The sequence below is a fragment of the Salmonella sp. SAL04214 genome (genome assembly GCF_046550615.1).
GTDB lineage: Bacteria > Pseudomonadota > Gammaproteobacteria > Enterobacterales > Enterobacteriaceae > Salmonella > Salmonella enterica.
This window is the reverse complement of sequence record NZ_JBGDXT010000013.1, coordinates 88,243-107,343: the sequence shown is the minus strand read 5'-3', so window position 1 is coordinate 107,343 and position 19,101 is coordinate 88,243. Positions and strand designations below refer to the sequence as shown.

Here is a 19,101-nt window from a genome sequence, read left to right as displayed (position 1 = left end):
AATTTAAGATTTTTTCTTTTATTGCATTGTTATTCAATGACTTAATGGTGACATTTGTGCTCTCATCAACTTCTTATATACAAATTTAAGACTCTTTTATAGAGACGCATGTAAACTTTAAGGAGGTGTAATGCTAATGCCATGAGAAAATCTTGTAACTTAACGCTGGGAGTCATACCTTGCCAATAAGTTGATCTGACTTAATTCTGATCGTGACAGTCTGAGCAACCGACAGACTTATCGGTCGAAGCAACTTCAGCTTCTGGCTTCTTTTTTCAATTGCTCATCTGATGAAAACTCTTTCCCGGAGCACATTAGTGAGAAACAGGATGTGGTCAAACCTAATGTCCATAGATGTTGTCAGTCACTTCACAAATATCCGCCTCCTGGCAGATATCTTTAACCGCTCGTCCAGCTTCGACCAACTTAATTATGGTGATGTTCTGATGCTCAGTGAGACGGGCTTTATGCATAGAGATTCCTTCGTCAGCAGATCGATGACGTGATCTCTAAATGTGAATAGCACGATTATGTGGGATACGTACAAAAAATTAAACTAACTACCAGTAAAAAGCAAACGCGCCCGCCGGGAGTGGCAGACATATTATGCGGTGAAATAAAGTTGAATAAATCTTGCGGGTGTAAATCAGGAAGGCGACTCGCAATAAATCACGCTGTCGCCCTGAATCAGGAATAGTGGTATTAAATTAATGCTGGGGCGTGGATCTGTAATACCTGTTCAGCTTCTTGCTGGAAAAACTGGCGTGTAATGCTGAAGAATTCATGCAGTTTATGATCTGGCGAAGGGACCAGCTCAAGCTGAAGTAATTGTTGCAGATCCCAGCCTTTTTCAATATGTTCCTCAAAAAGCTGTTCCAGCTCTTCCCAATGATTACGACGTTCCGTTTGAAGGAATCCGCTGTTCAGATTTAGTAGATCAATGGTGTACTCTGCCCTCTCCATTTCCTGGGCATTTAGCTCATCAGCCGGTACTATTCGGCCATCAGAAAGGTAAGCAAAATAACGAGAACAGTCAGGGAGGTGACAATGAATAAACTTTGCCATATCCACGGCCTCTTGTTTTCCTCTTGCGTGACCGCCGAAAGCGTTGATACTAAACAGGTGCAAACCATTCTCAGAGTCTAACGCGCTGGCGGCGAGATTTTGATAATCGAAGGTTCGCCCTGGCTGCTGGCTTTTATTTTCGACGTGTTCAATGTGATAGCCGAGGCCACGCAAATCAGCACGGATTTCGCTGTAACAGCAAAGGTGATATTGCTCATTGAGAAGCAGAGTCATTAAGGCTGCTTTATTCTCACGACCAAAGCGCTGCCAGCGACGAGTTGATTGATCTGAATTTTGTGGTGGTTGCTCATGTGCAGTGAGTAAGGCATCTGTTCCACGTCGGGTTTTTATCACATGCCTCATTGCGCTTTCCCTTTCAGCATGTTCTGCCGGGCAATGCTGCGCTGTAAGCGTTGGAGTTGTGGATGTTGATCACCCAGCGCCACCTGTAATGCAGCCATCAGTTGCTGTGCTTCTGGCTCGTCGTACTTCCCTTGATCTACCCAAGCCGTCAGCTTTTGTAGATCAGCCTTCTCCTTAACCGGAGGTTGCGGATCGACACCCATCACACTTTGTAGCACGTCGTTACTCGGCTCGCCGTAGGTCGCTCCGAGCGGCATCAACGCTTTCCCGTTGCCATTCTCATCCTGCTCAAGTAGACGAATGGATTCACGTTTTACCGTGCTGATAACCTGCGGGCTATGGGTAGTGACAATAAACTGGATTAGTGGAAATGCGCTGCGCAAAGACTGGATAATTTGCTGCTGCCAGGCTGGGTGCAGGAACATATCGACTTCATCGATCAGCACAATCCCCTGTGTTTTTAAGGCGGCTTCATCGCGTAAATGGGGGTTGAGTTTGACACAGCGAAACGCGATATCCGCTACCATCGCAACCGCATTACGCAGGCCGTCGCTGAGCTGGGATAAGGGAATCTTACCGTGCTGTGGATGGTTCATCACCAATTGCTGGTTATGGCTGGAGCTGTATTCCAGATCGTGCCAGCCAGTCACTTCCTGCGTCAGACAGTTAATGGCTTGCTGGATGGCTTGAATAGCTTCTTTCATCCGCTGAACACGAACACCTTCTTTTAACTTTGCTGAAGGTGATTCAAGTTGTGTGATTTGATGTTCACGGTAGCTAAGCCATAACCAGCTATACCATTGTTCAAATTGCTTATAATTTGATGTGGCAGAAAGGCAATCGTCATAACCAGACAAACGTGAAAAGGCGCTGTTATCCAGACGCTGTTCAGTAGGCTGTGCCTCATAACGTTCCTGATACCACAAGCGAGCAGTCCCCAGATAAAGCATTAGGGGAAGCTCAACCTGCTGCAAATTATGCTCTTCACGCACCAGCGTCTGAAGTTGTTCACCCCAACGGGTAAGCTGCGCCGCTGTCTTATCTTCATGCGGCGGCTGTTCTCCTCGCTTGTCGAGCATCCAGGTTGCCGTTTTTCCACTTTCCCATTCCCCGGTAGCCGTAATCATGGCCGGAGACGACATTTCCATGTTCAGCGCTTCGGGGCGGAAAACCAGACGTACATCTTCTGTACGGATCGCCAGCGATTTATCTTTTACGTAGAGGCTGGCATCAAAACCACGAATAAAGGGAAACAGCGCCAGGCGTATCGCATCTAGCACTGCCGTCTTGCCCGCGCCATTCGGTGCAACCAGAATCGTAATGTGCTCATCAAAAGTAATATCGAGCTGTCTGAAGCAACGAAAGTTAAGCAGTGAAAGTTTGTCGATTCTCATTACACCAGCCTCACCTGTTTTTATGTTTTAGTATAATAACATCTCTTGCCTGCAATCTTGCCCGCTTTAAGCGGGCAAAGGTTAGCCTTTTATCACGTTTTAACTATTTATCCTGTTGATTAACATGGTTTTTCTAAGGAATTAATAAAATCATTTCCTGTCGTGTCCGTAGAATATCGACAGCCTGGAGACAAGGTGACTGTTGCTGGTAACCATATTCTTTGCGAACGATACCAACTCGTTCATGTTTTTTCTTCAGAAAGTTACGGCATCGACAAACGTAGCGCCTGCGTTGATAAACGTAAGGCTATAGTGCCTTCAAGTAGATGAGTAAGCTGCGACGTTACTGCTCGTATGAACACCATCCACCCTTATGATGTGAGCCTGTACCCCCATGTGGATGTTGACCCTTTGGGCAGGCAAGCGCACCGGATGATGCCGTGACGGTAATAAAAGCGATAATCATCGCTGTAAATAATCTCTTCATATATAACTCACATTAATAAATTAGAACATATTACTACCTACTACAGAATACGCATACTTGATACGGACTTAGGGGATAATATAACGCGTACTTTAGTTTAAATTCTATCCTTCATGTGGCATAGGTTATCAGGATAGGTTTTCGTTATGAATTTTATCTGGGATATTGAAGCAACATATTGGGGGGGATATGAGTTATAAATATGTTGGTAAGCATGGCTGTGATGTTGCATTGCGGATGGGCTATAAAGAATGCCCCGATGAAAATGCTTATGGTGATGCCTATTATATTAAAGATGGGTTAAAATGGATATTTAATATAACAGGCTTAAAAAAACGGCTTGGCGTATACAGCGACGACGATCTCCGTAAACAGAACTATGATGTAGATACCTATTATCGAGTTGAAAACCAACCGGAAGAAAGTGCAGATGATGAAATGCAATCGCTATATCATAATTTAGCGGTAGAAGAAGGAGAACCCGTGTATCTGGAGGGAGGCATGTATCTTTATCCGGATGGCTCTATACGTTGATCTCATAATTTTGGCCTGGTAAGCGTATCTCTTTTGAGAAAGGATGAGCCTGTAAGTATGACCCACAAGTTCGTTTGGTGATTAGTTAAGTCCCGCCCGCGTTAGTCCTGGCGTACTTTTATCCCTTCTTTGCAGACGATATCCCACAATAAATGGACGTTCGGTTTTAGCAATCGGTAAATGGTGATTAATAAAATAATATTCCACTTTCTCTATCCACCTTTCCTTTCGTATTATATGCAAGAACTAGTCTTAATAATAAGCAAATACTTTGTCCCGAAATAGAGGACGAATGGTGGGCATGAGAGAAGGATGTTGGCGGAAGATCACAGGAGTCGAACCTGCCCGGGACCGCTGGCGGCCCCAACTGGATTTGAAGTCCAGCCGCCTCACCGGAGACGACGATCTTCCGCGCCTCGATTGCTACATGGAGGCGCGCGCATTATAGCTACTTCCTGACGTTTCCACATCCCCTCCCGTGCTTTTTTAACTTGCCTTTCCTTCTGCCATGATCGGTTTCATATAAACCCCCATAAAATCCATTAGTTACATTTCATCACACTTTTTGACGCTACCCTGATCACAGAAAACAAGAATCGTAATTTGATAACTAAATAACGGAATATTCACGCTCGCAGGGAAGGTTTACAAAAACTGTAACCGGTATCAGTGAGCGTTGTGAGCGTTAAGGATGCGTAATGAAAAGTGAGATTCTCTCCGTTAAGGAGAAGATTGGCTATGGTATGGGCGATGCCGCGAGCCACATCATCTTTGATAACGTCATGTTATATATGATGTTCTTCTATACCGATATTTTCGGCATTCCCGCTGGTTTTGTTGGCACCATGTTTTTACTGGCGCGTGCGCTTGATGCCATCTCCGACCCTTGCATGGGCCTGCTGGCCGACCGCACCCGCTCTCGCTGGGGCAAATTCCGACCCTGGGTGCTGTTTGGCGCGTTGCCGTTTGGTATCGTTTGTGTGCTGGCTTATAGCACGCCGGATCTCAGTCTGAACGGCAAAATGATTTATGCCGCCATCACCTACACGTTGCTCACCCTTCTGTATACTGTGGTCAACATCCCTTACTGCGCGTTGGGGGGTGTAATAACCAATGACCCAACGCAGCGTATCTCCCTGCAATCCTGGCGCTTTGTGCTGGCAACGGCGGGCGGAATGCTCTCTACCGTACTGATGATGCCTCTGGTGAAACTGATTGGCGGCGAGAATAAGGCGCTGGGCTTCCAGGGGGGTATCGCGGCGCTCTCGGTGGTGGCGTTCCTGATGCTGGCGTTCTGCTTCTTTACCACCAAAGAGCGCGTTGAAGCGCCTGCCACCCATACCTCCATGCGTGAAGACCTGCGTGATATCTGGCACAACGACCAGTGGCGCATAGTCGGCCTGCTCACCATCCTGAATATTCTGGCGGTATGCGTGCGCGGCGGGGCGATGATGTATTACGTCACCTGGATATTGGGCAAGCCGGGCGTGTTTGTCGCCTTCCTCACCACCTATTGCGTCGGCAACCTGATTGGCTCGGCGCTGGCAAAACCGTTGACCGACTGGAAATGCAAAGTGAGCGTTTTCTGGTGGACCAATGCTTTACTCGCAGTAATCAGCGTGGCGATGTTCTTCGTACCGATGCACGCCACGATCGCTATGTTCGTCTTTATCTTTGTGATTGGCGTATTGCACCAGTTAGTCACGCCTATCCAGTGGGTGATGATGTCTGACACCGTCGACTATGGCGAATGGTGTAACGGCAAACGCCTGACGGGGATCAGTTTTGCCGGCACGTTGTTTGTGCTGAAACTGGGTCTTGCCCTCGGCGGGGCGCTGATTGGCTGGATGCTGGCAGGCGGCGGTTACGACGCGGCGGCGAAAACGCAAAACAGCGCCACGATCAGCATCATCATCGCTCTGTTCACTATCGTCCCGGCCATCTGTTATCTGCTGAGCGCCGCGATCGCTAAACGCTATTACACCCTGAAAAGCCCGTTCCTGAAAACCATTCTGGAACAACTGGCGCAGGGCGCACACCGTAATGAACAAGAATTTACCCATAAAGAATTGCAGAACTAAAGGAACAGACTATGAAAATTAGCGACGGAAACTGGCTGATCCAGCCTGGCCTTAATTTGATTCACCCGGTTCAGGTGTTCGACGTTGAACAGCACGGGAATGAGATGGTGATCTATGCCGCGCCGCGCGATGTCCGCGAACGAACCTGGCAACTGGATACCCCGTTGTTTACCCTGCGCTTTTTCTCGCCGCAGGAAGGAGTGATAGGTGTACGGATGGAACACTTCCAGGGCGCTTTGGATAACGGCCCACATTATCCGCTCAATGTCTTGCAAGATATCAACGTAGAGATGCAGAACAACGCTGAATTTGCCGAACTCAAGAGCGGCAGCCTGAGCGTGCGCGTCACCAAAGGCGAGCTCTGGTCTCTGGATTTTCTGCGCAACGGTGTACGTATCACCGGTAGTCAGTTGAAAAATAACGGCTATGTGCAGGACACCAATAGCGGGCGCAACTACATGTTCGAGCGTCTGGATCTCGGCGTGGGCGAAACCGTCTACGGACTGGGCGAGCGCTTTACCGCGCTGGTGCGTAACGGTCAGACGGTGGAGACCTGGAACCGCGACGGCGGCACCAGCACCGAGCAGTCTTACAAGAACATCCCGTTCTATATCACCAACCGTGGCTACGGTGTGCTGGTAAACCATCCGCAGTGCGTGTCGTTTGAAATTGGCTCCGAGAAAGTCTCCAAAGTCCAGTTCAGCGTTGAGAGCGAGTATCTGGAATACTTCGTCATCGACGGCCCGACCCCGAAAGACGTGCTGAACCGCTATACCCAATTTACGGGTCGTCCGGCGCTGCCGCCCGCCTGGTCGTTTGGCCTGTGGCTGACCACCTCATTTACCACCAACTACGACGAAGCGACCGTTAACAGCTTTATCGACGGTATGGCCGAGCGCAATCTACCGCTGCACGTCTTCCACTTCGACTGTTTCTGGATGAAAGCTTTTCAGTGGTGCGATTTTGAATGGGACCCGGTGACTTTCCCCGATCCGAAAGGGATGATTCGCCGCCTGAAAGCGAAAGGGCTGAAAGTCTGCGTGTGGATTAACCCCTACATCGGCCAGAAATCCCCGGTCTTCCAGGAGCTAAAAGAGAAAGGGTATTTGCTTAAACGCCCGGACGGCTCCTTGTGGCAGTGGGATAAATGGCAGCCGGGACTGGCGATTTACGACTTCACCAACCCGCAAGCCTGCGAATGGTATGCCGACAAGCTGAAGGGCCTGGTGGAGATGGGAGTGGACTGCTTCAAAACTGACTTCGGCGAACGCATTCCAACGGATGTGCAGTGGTTTGATGGTTCAGATCCACAGAAAATGCACAACCATTATGCCTACATCTACAACGAACTGGTGTGGAACGTGCTGAAAGAGACCGTCGGCGTTGAAGAGGCGGTGCTGTTCGCCCGTTCCGCCTCGGTGGGCGCGCAACAGTTCCCGGTGCACTGGGGCGGCGACTGCTACGCCAACTACGAATCGATGGCGGAAAGCCTGCGCGGCGGGCTGTCCATCGGCCTGTCAGGGTTTGGTTTCTGGAGCCATGATATTGGCGGATTCGAGAATACCGCGCCGGCGCATGTCTACAAGCGTTGGTGCGCATTCGGCTTGCTCTCCAGCCACAGCCGCCTGCACGGTAGCAAATCCTACCGGGTTCCGTGGGCCTATGACGACGAGTCCTGTGACGTGGTGCGCTTTTTCACCGAACAGAAGTGCCGGATGATGCCATATCTGTATCGGGAAGCGGCGCGCGCCAACGAAGCAGGTACGCCAATGATGCGGGCGATGATGCTGGAGTTCCCGGACGATCCGGCGTGTGATTATCTTGATCGCCAGTACATGCTGGGAGATGCGGTCATGGTAGCGCCGGTATTTAGTGAAGCGGGCGACGTGGAGTTCTACCTGCCAGAAGGCCGCTGGACGCACCTGTGGCGCAACGATGAAGTGCAGGGCAGCCGCTGGCATAAACAGCAGCATGACTTCCTGAGTCTGCCAGTGTACGTGCGTGACAATACACTACTGGCGCTGGGCAACAATAGCCAGAAGCCCGATTACGCCTGGCATGAGGGTACGGCCTTCCAGTTATTCCATCTGGATGACGGCTGCGAAGCGGTCTGCGAAGTCCCTGCTACGGATGGTTCGACAATCTTTACGCTGCAGGCGAAACGCACAGGCAATACCATTACGGTGAGCGGCGAAGGCGAGGCGCGCAACTGGACGCTGTGTCTGCGTAATATTACGCAGATTAGCGGTACCAAATGCGGTTCATATGCGGGAAGTGAACTGGGCGTAGTGGTCACCCCGCAGGGAAATGAAGTGGTAATTACGCTTTAAATCTGAATCGCCGGATGGCGCCGTGAGCTGCGCTTATCCGGCCTACAAATGAGCAAGAACCGTAAGCCCGGTAAGCGCCACCGCCACCGGGCAAGCCCTCAATTACAGCGCTGGCTCCGTTGACGTCACTTCCCCGCCGGACACCACGCCCGCTTGCATCGTCTGCGTTATCTGCTGCTTTTGTGCGTTGACCGCGTGTAATTGCCCGTTTACCGTCGGTTTCAACGGCGCATCGGCCTGAATATTGCCGCTGGCCGTGAGCTGAATATTGCCATCGCCAGCAATCGGTAATGCCGGCCAGCCCCACTGCTGTAGCACATCCATTGGTACGCCGCGTCCGTTCAGGCTGATTTGCGTCTGACGCTGCGGCAGTTGCGATACGCTGGCAGTGGCTTCCAGTATCCCTTTTCCAGTAAACGCGCTCAGATCGCTGATGTTGACCGTGCTGGCATTAGCCGTCAACGACAGCGACGGGCGGCGCACGTCCACACGGTTAAAGGTTGCCGCTGCGGCGTTGAGGGTCGCATTGCCGCTCCAGACGCCCCATTGATGATGTTGTACCAGCTCCAGGTTTGCGCCGTAGCCGTCCAGAGCGGTGATTTGCCACGGGAAGGCCGGATCGATATCAATCACCAGATTGCGGCTGGCGCTGAATTTTTTCAGCGTCAGGCTGTTCAACCAGTCGGGCAGCGGCTTCATCCATAACTGCTTCCAGTTTTCCGGCAGCGTATACTCCAGCCCGGCGATAGCGGTATCGTCCAGAATAAGCGCTTTGCCTTCGCGTAACCAGGCGCCGGAAGTTCTGACCATACCGCCTTCCCAGCGGGTAGTGAACTGGCGTAGCGCAACGCCCTGTGGTGAAAATTCGGCGTTCAGGATTGGATCGAGCAAGTGCAGCGAGCCGTAAATAAACTCGCTGGCGTTCATCGATAATTTACCTTCCTGACTTTGCCAGTCTTCTTTGCGCAGAGTCAGATTGCGCAAACTCAGGTCAAGATCGGTGACTGCCCAGTCTGGTCCTTGCAGGCTGGAGTCCGTAACTTCAAGACGACCAATCTGCAAAGATGGAACCGTAGTAAGCGGCGCGAAAAACTCGCTCAGGGATTTATCGCTTTGTAACCGAATATCATTCAGCCGCAGATTTTCAACGACCCAACTACCATCAGCGTTACGCCGGGCGACGCCGGTTAACGCTCCGCGCGCCATATCGGCGCCAACGGTGTTTAACATCACCTGATCATGGTCGATACTGCCTTCAATAAGCACATTCGTGGCGGGAACGTCGTTTAACGTCAGCGAACCGGCGCTCAGTTGGATCTGGGCTTTATTGCCCAATACCCGACCGGCTTCGGGGCGCCAGGGCATAACGCCGCCGTTAACGCGCTGGGCGCTCAACCGCCATTCGCTACCGGGACTATTGAGCGCCATATTGCGAAGTTGCAGGCGGTCGGCCTCAAACGGGAAAGGGGCGGTTTGCACTGAAATATTCAGCGTGCCGTCCTGTAACAGAATCGTGTCGACATGCAGCGGCGCGGTTAACTGGCGAATGCTCAGACCGATATCTACGGTTTTCGCGACCAGGGTAGCAGGCTGACCATCACGACCAAAGGTCACATTCTCCAGTAAAAGATGGGATGGGGCGGAAAAACGATGATCCATCACGTCGAATGTGAGGTGATAACCGCTGTTCTCTGATACCCAGTTGCTGACATGATCTGCGCCCCAGCGCGTTTGCAGCAGAAAATAAAAGCCGAAAATCACCACTAAACAGGCGATCAGCACGTAGAGAAGCAACCTCCCAATCAATTTCATGGTCTTCCATCCCGTGAAATGCACATAGGGGATTTATGCACGATTTGCGTGCAATCCTCAAGACAGGAATGGTGAAAGAGCGTTACAGCAGCGGCGAATCGTGTCGCCGCCGCAGGGTTTTTACGGTTTTTCCGGCGGGAGAATCAGGTTCAGCACGATAGCCGTGATGCCGCCAGCGGCAATTCCGGATGAGAGCAGATTTTTCACCCATTCCGGCGCGAACTGCAGGATCTGCGGCTGTTGCGAGACGCCAAGACCCACGGCCAGCGACAGGGCGATAATCAGAATCGCGCGGCGGTTCAGCGGCTCACGCGAGACAATACGCACCCCGGAGGCGGCAATGGTGCCGAACATCACCAACGTGGCGCCGCCGAGCACCGGTTCCGGGATATGCTGCACAAAACCGCTTACCGCCGGGAACAGGCCGAGCACAATCAGCATCAGCGCGACGACAAATCCCACATAGCGGCTGGCGACGCCGGTCAACTGAATTACGCCGTTGTTCTGACCGAAACAGGAATTCGGGAACGTATTAAATACCGCTGAAACAAATGAGTTCAGGCCGTTAGCCAGTACGCCGCCCTTTAGCCGTTTCATGTACAAGGGGCCGGATACCGGCTGCTCGGAGACATCAGAGGTGGCGGTGATGTCGCCGATGGTCTCCAGCGACGTAATCATAAAGACCAGCATCAACGGCAGTAACAGGTTCCAGTCAATGCCCAGACCATAATACAGCGGGGTCGGCACCATCAGGATGTCCTGCGAGACTGGCGCGTTATTCTCAGGCAACATGCCCATAAACCAGGCCAAAAGATAGCCTGCCGCCATGGCAATAACCAAAGAAGCCACGCGCAGGTAGGGATTACGCTGCCGATTCAGCAGGATAATAATGGCCAGGACGACGCCGGCCAGCAGCAGGTTTTTCGGTGCGCCAAAGGTGTTGTCGCTCATGGCGGCATAGCCGCCGCCGATGGAGGTTAGCCCCACCTGAATCAGCGACAGGCCAATAATCATCACCACGACGCCGGAGACTAACGGCGTGATAATCCGGCGCGCCAGATGTAGAATGCGAGAAAGCACCATCTCGGTGCAGCTTGCCAGCATCAGCGTGCCGAACAGCGCCGCCATCATCGTCGGGACATCCGCGCCGCCGGTTTTCAGCGCGGTACCGCCCATAATCAGCGGGGCGACAAAGTTAAAACTGGTTCCCTGGATGGATAACAGCCCCGATCCTACCGGCCCCCACGCTTTGATTTGAATAATAGAGGCTACGCCGGAGGCGAACAGCGACATGCTGATAATGTGCTGCGTATCCTGCGCCGGTAAACCCAACGCCTGGCAGATTAACAGCGCTGGCGTGATTACCGCGACAAACATGGCCAGCAGATGCTGACAAGCGGCAAAAAGGGTTTGAGGGAGCGGCGGGCGATCTTCAAGACGGTAAATTAATTCGCTGTTTTGCGTCTGCGCAACCGGTTGCGCATCTGCCGGCTCGATGGCGTTAACGGACATCAGGGACATTCTCGTGGTGGAAAAGCGGTGATTTTATCTGACCAGATGGTAAAAGCAAACGATTGCGAGCGAATATTCTTAATATTTAAAAAAGATAAATGCACCTTTTTATATAACTTTTTGCCTTTTTCTGCTTAAAATCCATGCCGAAGACTCGCAAAGAGCTAAAAAACTGACTCAGGAAATGATTTGTGCGCACGTGTCACAGCGCACTACAGGAGCTTTAAATGTTTGAACTCGATACCTTATCGACCCTTGTCGCCGCCACGCTGGTGCTGCTACTGGGTCGCAAGCTGGTCCAGTCTGTCTCCTTACTGAAGAAATATACGATTCCGGAACCGGTGGCGGGGGGGTTACTGGTCGCGGTTGCTCTGCTGGTACTGAAAAAAAGCGTCGGTTGGGAGGTCAACTTTGATATGACCCTGCGCGATCCGTTGATGCTGGCGTTTTTCGCGACGATCGGCCTTAACGCTAACCTTGCCAGCCTGCGCAAGGGGGGACGCGTTGTTGGCGTCTTCCTGGTCGTCGTGGTCGGATTACTGCTGATGCAGAATGCCATCGGTATCGGCATGGCGAGTCTGTTGGGGCTGGACCCGTTAATGGGGCTGATTGCCGGGTCAATTACGCTGTCCGGCGGACACGGTACCGGCGCGGCGTGGAGTAAACTGTTTGTCGAACGTTATGGTTTTGCCAATGCCACCGAAGTTGCGATGGCATGTGCAACCTTTGGCCTGGTGCTGGGCGGGTTGATTGGCGGCCCGGTAGCGCGTTATCTGGTGAAACACTCCACCACGCCGGATGGAATGCCTGACGATCAGGCCGTGCCGACAGCCTTTGAAAAGCCGGATGTGGGTCGTATGATCACCTCTCTGGTGCTAATCGAAACTATCGCCCTGATTGCTATCTGTCTGACCGTGGGCAAAATCGTAGCGCAGCTACTGGCGGGAACGGTGCTTGAACTGCCGGTCTTCGTTTGTGTGCTATTTGTTGGGGTGATCCTCAGCAATGGCCTGGCGCTGGTGGGTTTTTATCGCGTATTTGAGCGTGCTGTTTCGGTGCTGGGGAACGTGAGTTTGTCACTGTTCCTGGCAATGGCGCTGATGAGCCTGAAGCTGTGGGAACTGGCGTCGCTGGCGCTGCCGATGCTGGCGATTCTGGTGGTACAGACCATCTTCATGGCGCTGTACGCGATCTTCGTCACCTGGCGCATGATGGGGAAAAACTACGATGCGGCGGTGCTGGCGGCGGGTCACTGTGGTTTTGGCCTGGGCGCAACGCCGACCGCCATTGCTAATATGCAGGCGATTACCGACCGTTTTGGCCCCTCGCATATGGCGTTCCTGGTGGTGCCGATGGTCGGCGCGTTCTTTATCGATATCGTCAATGCGTTGGTGATCAAGCTGTACCTGATGCTGCCAATGTTTGCCGGATAAAGATGAAAAAACGTTGCCGTCAACCTGAAACCCTGCGTGAACGCTGCCGTCATATTTTTGGCGATGAGCCGCCGGTTCTTAACGTGTGGGAAGCGGAGTTTGACTATGCCGATGCTGAGTTGCAGGCGCTGGCGGCGACGGACTGGCGGCAGATTACCGATTGGCATCTGAGCGTTTATTATGTGCTGAATCTGGTTTACCACGAGCCGATGCAGCCGGAATTGTTTCGTTATCTGTTTCCGCTGTGCCTTGCCTGTTGGCGCGAAACGCTGTTAACCCATGGCTATGGCGATCACTTCGAGGAGTCTTTCCTGCGCGCGTTACGGCGGCCTTATCTCTGGCGGGAAATGATGGATGCCGCTCAGCGTCAGCAGGTACGGCATTTTTTGCTGGAGACCATGCTGACGCGAATCAATCACGAGCGCGGTTTCAATTCTCCGCTGACCTGGCTGGATACCTTCAATGTTCTCGGCGGCATTGCGCCGTTTATCCGTTCGCTCTGGAATCAGTGGTGGTTACTGGATACGCCGGGTAAAGCGGTATGCGCGTTGCAGTACGCCGCGCATTTAATTTATCCGGTAGAGGTTAACCCGCTTTGGCCAGAAGGCTCGTGGCAGTGGCAACCGCCATTAGGTGCGACGGAAGAACCGTGGTTGGAAAATAATCTGGCGTTTTTAACCCGGCAGTTAACGCCGGAGATGATCCTCGACGGGGTGCAGAAGGCGGCAGCAATGCTGCGGGACGAGCCGGAGAGTGCTATGGCAACGCGTATCTCGCGCGATGCCCTGGCAGCCCAGGACGTTATCGCTATCCAGATTGAGGATCTTCTGTTGGCTCTGTCGCGCGGCGAATAGGATTAGGCGTTGGAATAACGTTCGGTTTCCGGCATCCAGCGCTCAATCAGCGCTTGTGCCTGCTGCGGATAACGTTCGTGAATATGACGGGCAATACGCTGAACTTCGGGGATCATGGCTTGATCGCGCAGCAAATCAGCTACTTTAAATTCGGCGTTACCCGTCTGGCGCGTGCCCAGTAATTCTCCCGGGCCGCGAATCTCTAAATCTTTTTGCGCAATCACAAAGCCGTCATTGCTGTCGCGCAATACCTGTAAACGCTTCTGCGCCGTTTTCGACAACGGTGATTTATAGAGCAGCACGCAGTGCGACGCGACCGCGCCACGGCCAACGCGTCCTCTGAGCTGGTGCAGCTGCGCCAGGCCCAGCCGCTCGGGGTTTTCAATAATCATCAGGCTGGCGTTAGGAACATCGACCCCCACCTCAATCACCGTAGTGGCGACCAGCAGATGCAGTTCACCCTGCTTAAAGGCCTGCATCACCGCCTGTTTTTCGGCGGGCTTCATGCGGCCGTGTACCAGGCCGATATTCAACTCCGGTAACGCCAGTTTGAGCTCCTCCCAGGTGGCTTCCGCCGCCTGCGCTTCCAGCAGGTCTGACTCTTCAATCAGTGTACAGACCCAGTAAGCCTGACGGCCTTCGGTTGTGCAGGCGTTGCGCACACGATCAATGATTTCATGGCGACGGGTATCCGGAATCGCAACGGTAGTGACAGGGGTACGGCCCGGCGGTAGCTCGTCAATCACCGAGGTATCGAGATCGGCGTAGGCAGTCATCGCCAGGGTGCGCGGAATGGGCGTTGCGGTCATAATCAACTGATGCGGATGAAAGCCCTGCTGCTGGCCTTTTTCCCACAATGCCAGCCGCTGGTGGACGCCAAAGCGGTGCTGCTCATCGATAATAACCAGCGCCAGGCCGTTGAACTGCACCTGTTCCTGAAAGATAGCGTGGGTGCCGACAATCATCTGCACCTGACCGCTGGCAATAGCCTCTTGCTGCGCCTGACGCGCTTTACCTTTTTGCTTACCGGCCAGCCAACCCACTTCAACGCCCAACGGTTCGAACCAGTTGCGGAAATTATTTGCGTGCTGTTCAGCCAGCAATTCGGTCGGCGCCATCAGCGCCACCTGCTTACCATGAGCGATGGCGCGTAGCGCCGCCAGGGCGGCAACCAGCGTTTTCCCTGAACCGACGTCGCCCTGAACCAGACGCATCATCGGCACATCCAGCGCCATATCACGTTCGATCTCTGCCACCACCCGCGCCTGCGCGCTGGTGGGTTTAAACGGCAACGACGCCAGCAGCTTGTCTTTCAATATGTTGTTGGTACTTAGCGGCTGAGCGTGGTAGCGCTGCGCGCCTGCGCGAAGCGCCAGCATACTGAGGTTATGCGCCAGTAGCTCTTCAAGAATAAGCCGCCGCTGCGCCGGGTGTTTGCCGGTTTCTAAATCGGCGAGCTGGAGTGTCGGCGGCGGGCGATGCAAGGTACGTAGCGCCTCCGGCAGGCTCATCATACCCTGCGCCAGTTCCGGCGGCAGTAGTTCGGCAATGGCGCAGGTGTCGAGCAACTCCAGCGCCTGATCGGTAAGCTTGCGCAGTGTCGCTTGCTTCACGCCCTCGGTGGTCGGATAGACGGGGGTGAGCGTTTCCTGAAGTTCCGGCGTGCTGAGATCGCCCTGCAGGCGATATTCCGGATGGATCATCTCTGCGCCATACTTGCCGCGCTTCGCTTCCCCGTAGGCCAGCACACGTCGTCCCGTCGCCAGGCTGTTTTTCATCGCCGCGTTAAAATTGAAAAAGCGCATGGTAAGAATGCCGGAACCGTCGCTAATCTGGCAGGTCATCATCCGACGACCGCCGAAAGTGATATTGCAGTTCAGCACTTCACCTTCAACGGTGGCGTAGATGCCAGGCAGCAGTTCGCCAATAGGGTAGAGATGGGTACGGTCTTCGTAACGCAGAGGGAGGTGGAGCAGGAGGTCCTGCACGGTATGCAGGCCAATTTTCGCCAGTTTACTGCTTTGCGCTGCGCCGATGCCTGTCAGGGAATTGAGCGGAACAGCGTCTAACAAGCGGCCTGACATGGTGATTACCCTGCCGCCTGCATCGTCGCCCACCAGTCAGCATCGGCGTCGATTTCGCCCTGCTGATTGACGCGAGGATAAGGCAGACCTTTACGTTTAGCGACTTTCGCCAGCACCGGATAACCACCCTCAAACAGCAGGCGCTGCTGTTCATCTTCCGGCAACATGCTATTTTCACGCAGATACATGCCCGCGTTCTGTCGCTGGCGCTGGGCTTCATAAAGAATGAGCGCGGAGGCGACGGAAACATTCAGCGACTGTACCATGCCGATCATCGGAATGATGATATCCCGATCCGCCAGGTCTAATGCTTCCTGAGTAATACCGGTTTTCTCCTGACCCATCAGAATACAGGTCGGGCGCGTGTAATCAATCTCGCGAAAGTCTACGGCCTTATCAGAAAGATGGGTTGCCAGAATCTGCATTCCCCGTCCTTTCAAATGGGCTACCGCATCGCCAATGGTACGGTGAGTTTTCACCTGTACCCAACTGTTGCTGCCCGCCGCCGCGGAAGCCATGGTGCGCATCCGGCTACCTGGCCAGATAGCATGGACTTCATGGACGCCAACGGCATCTGCGGTACGAATGATTGCAGAAACGTTATGAGGTTTGTGGACTTGCTCCATGCAGACCGTGAGATCAGGCTGACGCCTGGCGAGCATTTCGCATATACGCGCATAACGTTTTGGATTCATAGCGCTAGTTTCGGTTACGGGTGACTTTAATAACGTCTGGCATCACGCGGATTTTGCGCATGATATTCGCCAGATGTACGCGATCGCGTGCGGTAAGGCGAATAAAGGTACTATAGACGCGACCATCTTTCTCTTCAGTATTCAGGCTTTGAATATTGGAGGTGGTGGTATTAATCGCCGCCGTCAGGTTAGCCAGCGCGCCCTGATGGTTAAACATTTCCACCTTGATTTCGGTAATGAATTCCTGCTCCGTCTCTTTGTCCCATTCGACCGCCATAAATTTCTCTGGCTCTTTCTGGTATCCACGGATATTACGGCAGGATTCATGGTGGATCACCAGTCCTTTACCTGGGCTGACGTGAGCGATGATCGGGTCGCCTGGGATCGGACGACAACACTTCGCAAAGGTGATAAGCACACCATCCGCGCCTTTAATCGGCAGGTGGCCGTGATTCGATTGCGCAACGGTCGGCACCACGGCTTCGCCTTGCTGCAGATTTTTCGCGACCACTACGCTCATCGCGTTGCCGAGACCGATTTCCGCCAGCAGATCGTCAAGCGTTGCCAGCTTCATACGATCCAATTCGCGCTGAATATTTTCCTGCGGAATTTCCGCCAGCTTACGGCTACCGCCTAAAGCATGGTTAAGCAGACGACGGCCCAGGCTTACGGAGTCATCACGTTTGAGGTTTTTCAGCAACTGACGAATTTTAGCGCGCGCTTTAGAGCTGACGACAAAGTTCAGCCAGGCGGCGTTAGGACGTGCGCCCGGCGCGGTAATAATTTCGACGGTCTGACCGCTGCTAAGCGGCTGCGACAGCGGATAAGGCTGCCGGTCGACACGCGCGCCGACGCAGGCGTGGCCGATGTCGGTATGCACTGCATAGGCAAAATCCACCGGCGTAGCGCCAGCGGGCAGTTCGACAATGCGTCCTTCCGGGGTGAAAACGTAAATCTCATCCGGGAAGAGATCGGATTTTACGCTTTCGATAAATTCAAACGAACTACCGGCGCTCTGTTGTAGCTCCAGCAGGCTCTGCATCCAGCGCTGGGCGCGGATCTGCGCCGTGGTGCTGGTCTCACCGTGTTCTTTATACGCCCAGTGCGCTGCGACCCCCATTTCCGCCATCTGATCCATATCTTCGGTACGGATCTGGACTTCAACAGGAACGCCGTGCGGGCCGATCATTGAGGTGTGCAAAGACTGATAGCCGTTAGCTTTGGGAATGGCAATATAGTCTTTCACCCGTCCCGGACGCGGCTTATAGAGACTGTGCATCTGGCCGAGTACGCGATAGCAGGTATCGGAGTCATGAACGATGACGCGGAACGCGTAAATGTCCATGATCGAGTGAAAACGCTGCTCTTTGAGCACCATTTTACAGTAGATCGAGTAAAGATGTTTTTCGCGACCGCTAACGCGACACGGAATTCCCGCCTCTTGCAAACGTCCTTCGATTTCAGAGAGGATTTTTTGGATCATCTCTTTACGGTTGCCGCGCGCCGCTTTTACCACTTCTTTGATGACGCGGTAACGATTGGGATACAGCGCTTCAAAACCCAGCTCTTCCAGCTCGGTTTTAATGTGATGAATACCTAAACGGTGCGCCAGAGGACTGTAGATTTCCAGCGTTTCGCGGGCAATACGACGACGTTTATCCGGGCGTAATGAGCCCAGCGTGCGCATGTTATGGGTACGGTCAGCAAGCTTAATGAGAATGACGCGGATATCCTGCACCATCGCCATAATCATTTTGCGAAAGTTTTCGGCCTGCGCCTCTTTCTTATCGCGGAACTTGAGCTTATCAAGTTTCGACACCCCCTCTACCAGCTCGGCAACGCTTTTACCGAAAAGCTGTTCCATGTCCTGATAGGTGGCGGGGGTATCTTCAATCACGTCATGCAGCAGAGCGGCCATCAGCGTTTCGTAGTCGAGTTTCATCTCGGCCAGAATACAGGCCACCGCTACCGGGTGCGTGATATAGGGTTCACCGCTTGAACGTGTCTGGCCCTCGTGAGCGTCACGTGCAACGAGATACGCCTGCCGAAGACGCTTAATCTGGTCTTCCGGCAGGTAGTTTTGAATCAGTTGATTCAGGCTTTCAAACAGATACAAGGGCGACCCGCTTTGTGATTAACGACGACCTTCAGCAATAGCGGTAACGGCTTGTAATTCAGCGGCTTCCTGCTCTTGCTGTTCCTGGCGCTCGCGGACGTCGAGGATCTGGTTGTTAATCAGACCTTCTTCGATTTCGCGCAGCGCGATAACGGTAGTTTTATCGTTTTCTTCCGGTACCAGCGGATCCTTTCCGCCTACCTGCATCTGACGAGCGCGACGCGCGGCGACCAGTACCAGGTCAAAACGGTTACCAATTTTCTCTACAGCGTCCTGAACAGTTACGCGTGCCATACTTAAAATGCTCCACAGGTGAAGAAATGACTGGGCATGATACTGAA

General features: G+C 53.1%; 14 protein-coding genes, 1 tRNA gene and 2 pseudogenes. 5 read left to right on the top strand and 12 right to left on the bottom strand.

What is annotated here, in order from left to right:
* Positions 1–341: 341 nt before the first annotated feature.
* The 5 genes and pseudogenes from ACLJQD_RS19715 to ACLJQD_RS19695 all read right to left on the bottom strand — a co-directional run.
* The gene (locus ACLJQD_RS19715) at positions 342–473 is read right to left on the bottom strand and encodes a transposase (RefSeq protein WP_000548511.1); all 132 of its coding nucleotides are present in this window, start codon (positions 471–473) and stop codon (positions 342–344) included.
* Positions 474–702: 229 nt separating this feature from the next.
* Positions 703–1,428 (bottom strand): retron system putative HNH endonuclease, encoded by a 726-nt coding sequence (locus ACLJQD_RS19710; protein WP_024137353.1) that lies wholly within the window; start codon positions 1,426–1,428, stop codon positions 703–705.
* Complete coding sequence (locus tag ACLJQD_RS19705; RefSeq protein WP_125011023.1) at positions 1,425–1,634, bottom strand: hypothetical protein; 210 nt, start codon at positions 1,632–1,634, stop codon at positions 1,425–1,427. Before ACLJQD_RS19705 ends, ACLJQD_RS19710 begins: the two co-directional genes overlap by 4 nt.
* Positions 1,631–2,822: pseudogene (locus ACLJQD_RS19700) on the bottom strand (AAA family ATPase). Before ACLJQD_RS19700 ends, ACLJQD_RS19705 begins: the two are co-directional and overlap by 4 nt.
* Positions 2,823–2,955: 133 nt before the next feature.
* Positions 2,956–3,087 (bottom strand): annotated as a pseudogene (locus tag ACLJQD_RS19695) (TA system toxin CbtA family protein); the annotation flags it as partial.
* Positions 3,088–3,498: 411 nt separating this feature from the next.
* Between ACLJQD_RS19695 and ACLJQD_RS19690 the strand changes: the two are divergent.
* Complete coding sequence (locus ACLJQD_RS19690) at positions 3,499–3,843, top strand: hypothetical protein (RefSeq protein ID WP_000120776.1); 345 nt, start codon at positions 3,499–3,501, stop codon at positions 3,841–3,843.
* A gap of 316 nt (positions 3,844–4,159) precedes the next feature.
* On the opposite strand, the gene ACLJQD_RS19685 is transcribed toward ACLJQD_RS19690, so the two are convergent.
* Positions 4,160–4,254: transfer RNA gene (locus ACLJQD_RS19685), tRNA-Sec, on the bottom strand.
* 287 nt (positions 4,255–4,541) lie between these two features.
* Between ACLJQD_RS19685 and ACLJQD_RS19680 the strand changes: the two genes are divergently transcribed.
* Positions 4,542–5,924, top strand: a complete 1,383-nt coding sequence (locus ACLJQD_RS19680) for a glycoside-pentoside-hexuronide family transporter (RefSeq protein ID WP_000834259.1) — start codon at positions 4,542–4,544, stop codon at positions 5,922–5,924.
* Positions 5,925–5,935: 11 nt separating this feature from the next.
* The gene (gene yicI, locus ACLJQD_RS19675) at positions 5,936–8,254 is read left to right on the top strand and encodes an alpha-xylosidase (protein WP_017442024.1); all 2,319 of its coding nucleotides are present in this window, start codon (positions 5,936–5,938) and stop codon (positions 8,252–8,254) included.
* A gap of 102 nt (positions 8,255–8,356) precedes the next feature.
* Here the strand turns inward: yicI and ACLJQD_RS19670 are convergent, their stop codons facing one another.
* Complete coding sequence (locus ACLJQD_RS19670; RefSeq protein WP_000766662.1) at positions 8,357–10,066, bottom strand: AsmA family protein; 1,710 nt, start codon at positions 10,064–10,066, stop codon at positions 8,357–8,359.
* A 120-nt stretch (positions 10,067–10,186) separates the two neighbouring features.
* Positions 10,187–11,578, bottom strand: a complete 1,392-nt coding sequence (xanP, locus tag ACLJQD_RS19665) for a xanthine/proton symporter XanP (RefSeq protein ID WP_000115428.1) — start codon at positions 11,576–11,578, stop codon at positions 10,187–10,189.
* A gap of 227 nt (positions 11,579–11,805) precedes the next feature.
* Here xanP and gltS point away from each other — a divergent pair, with 227 nt between their 5' ends.
* Positions 11,806–13,011, top strand: coding sequence for a sodium/glutamate symporter (gltS, locus tag ACLJQD_RS19660; protein ID WP_000462251.1), 1,206 nt, complete (start codon positions 11,806–11,808; stop codon positions 13,009–13,011).
* A gap of 2 nt (positions 13,012–13,013) precedes the next feature.
* A complete protein-coding gene (locus tag ACLJQD_RS19655; RefSeq protein WP_017442023.1) occupies positions 13,014–13,865 on the top strand; it encodes a hypothetical protein in 852 nt (283 codons plus the stop codon).
* A gap of 2 nt (positions 13,866–13,867) precedes the next feature.
* On the opposite strand, the gene recG is transcribed toward ACLJQD_RS19655, so the two are convergent.
* From recG to rpoZ, 4 genes are read right to left on the bottom strand one after another with little or no spacing between them, the layout of a single operon-like run.
* Positions 13,868–15,949 carry an ATP-dependent DNA helicase RecG gene (gene recG, locus ACLJQD_RS19650; RefSeq protein WP_017442022.1) on the bottom strand — a complete coding sequence of 694 codons (2,082 nt, stop codon included), beginning with the start codon at positions 15,947–15,949 and terminating at the stop codon, positions 13,868–13,870.
* 5 nt (positions 15,950–15,954) lie between these two features.
* Positions 15,955–16,644: a tRNA (guanosine(18)-2'-O)-methyltransferase TrmH gene (gene trmH / locus ACLJQD_RS19645; RefSeq protein ID WP_001068436.1), complete on the bottom strand. Its 690-nt coding sequence runs from the start codon at positions 16,642–16,644 to the stop codon at positions 15,955–15,957.
* Between the two features lie 4 nt (positions 16,645–16,648).
* Positions 16,649–18,760: a bifunctional GTP diphosphokinase/guanosine-3',5'-bis pyrophosphate 3'-pyrophosphohydrolase gene (gene spoT / locus ACLJQD_RS19640; protein WP_000280467.1), complete on the bottom strand. Its 2,112-nt coding sequence runs from the start codon at positions 18,758–18,760 to the stop codon at positions 16,649–16,651.
* A gap of 18 nt (positions 18,761–18,778) precedes the next feature.
* Positions 18,779–19,054, bottom strand: a complete 276-nt coding sequence (rpoZ, locus tag ACLJQD_RS19635; protein WP_000135058.1) for a DNA-directed RNA polymerase subunit omega — start codon at positions 19,052–19,054, stop codon at positions 18,779–18,781.
* Between the last annotated feature and the right edge of the window lie 47 nt (positions 19,055–19,101).

What these genes read in the sequence shown, in the direction of transcription:
- ACLJQD_RS19715 (WP_000548511.1), bottom strand. Translation starts at nt 473, where the DNA reads ATGCATAAAGCCCGTCTCACTGAGCATCAGAACATCACCATAATTAAG.
- ACLJQD_RS19710 (WP_024137353.1), bottom strand. Translation starts at nt 1,428, where the DNA reads ATGAGGCATGTGATAAAAACCCGACGTGGAACAGATGCCTTACTCACT.
- ACLJQD_RS19690 (WP_000120776.1), top strand. Translation starts at nt 3,499, where the DNA reads ATGAGTTATAAATATGTTGGTAAGCATGGCTGTGATGTTGCATTGCGG.
- ACLJQD_RS19680 (WP_000834259.1), top strand. Translation starts at nt 4,542, where the DNA reads ATGAAAAGTGAGATTCTCTCCGTTAAGGAGAAGATTGGCTATGGTATG.
- yicI (WP_017442024.1), top strand. Translation starts at nt 5,936, where the DNA reads ATGAAAATTAGCGACGGAAACTGGCTGATCCAGCCTGGCCTTAATTTG.
- ACLJQD_RS19670 (WP_000766662.1), bottom strand. Translation starts at nt 10,066, where the DNA reads ATGAAATTGATTGGGAGGTTGCTTCTCTACGTGCTGATCGCCTGTTTA.
- xanP (WP_000115428.1), bottom strand. Translation starts at nt 11,578, where the DNA reads ATGTCCGTTAACGCCATCGAGCCGGCAGATGCGCAACCGGTTGCGCAG.
- gltS (WP_000462251.1), top strand. Translation starts at nt 11,806, where the DNA reads ATGTTTGAACTCGATACCTTATCGACCCTTGTCGCCGCCACGCTGGTG.
- ACLJQD_RS19655 (WP_017442023.1), top strand. Translation starts at nt 13,014, where the DNA reads ATGAAAAAACGTTGCCGTCAACCTGAAACCCTGCGTGAACGCTGCCGT.
- recG (WP_017442022.1), bottom strand. Translation starts at nt 15,949, where the DNA reads ATGTCAGGCCGCTTGTTAGACGCTGTTCCGCTCAATTCCCTGACAGGC.
- trmH (WP_001068436.1), bottom strand. Translation starts at nt 16,644, where the DNA reads ATGAATCCAAAACGTTATGCGCGTATATGCGAAATGCTCGCCAGGCGT.
- rpoZ (WP_000135058.1), bottom strand. Translation starts at nt 19,054, where the DNA reads ATGGCACGCGTAACTGTTCAGGACGCTGTAGAGAAAATTGGTAACCGT.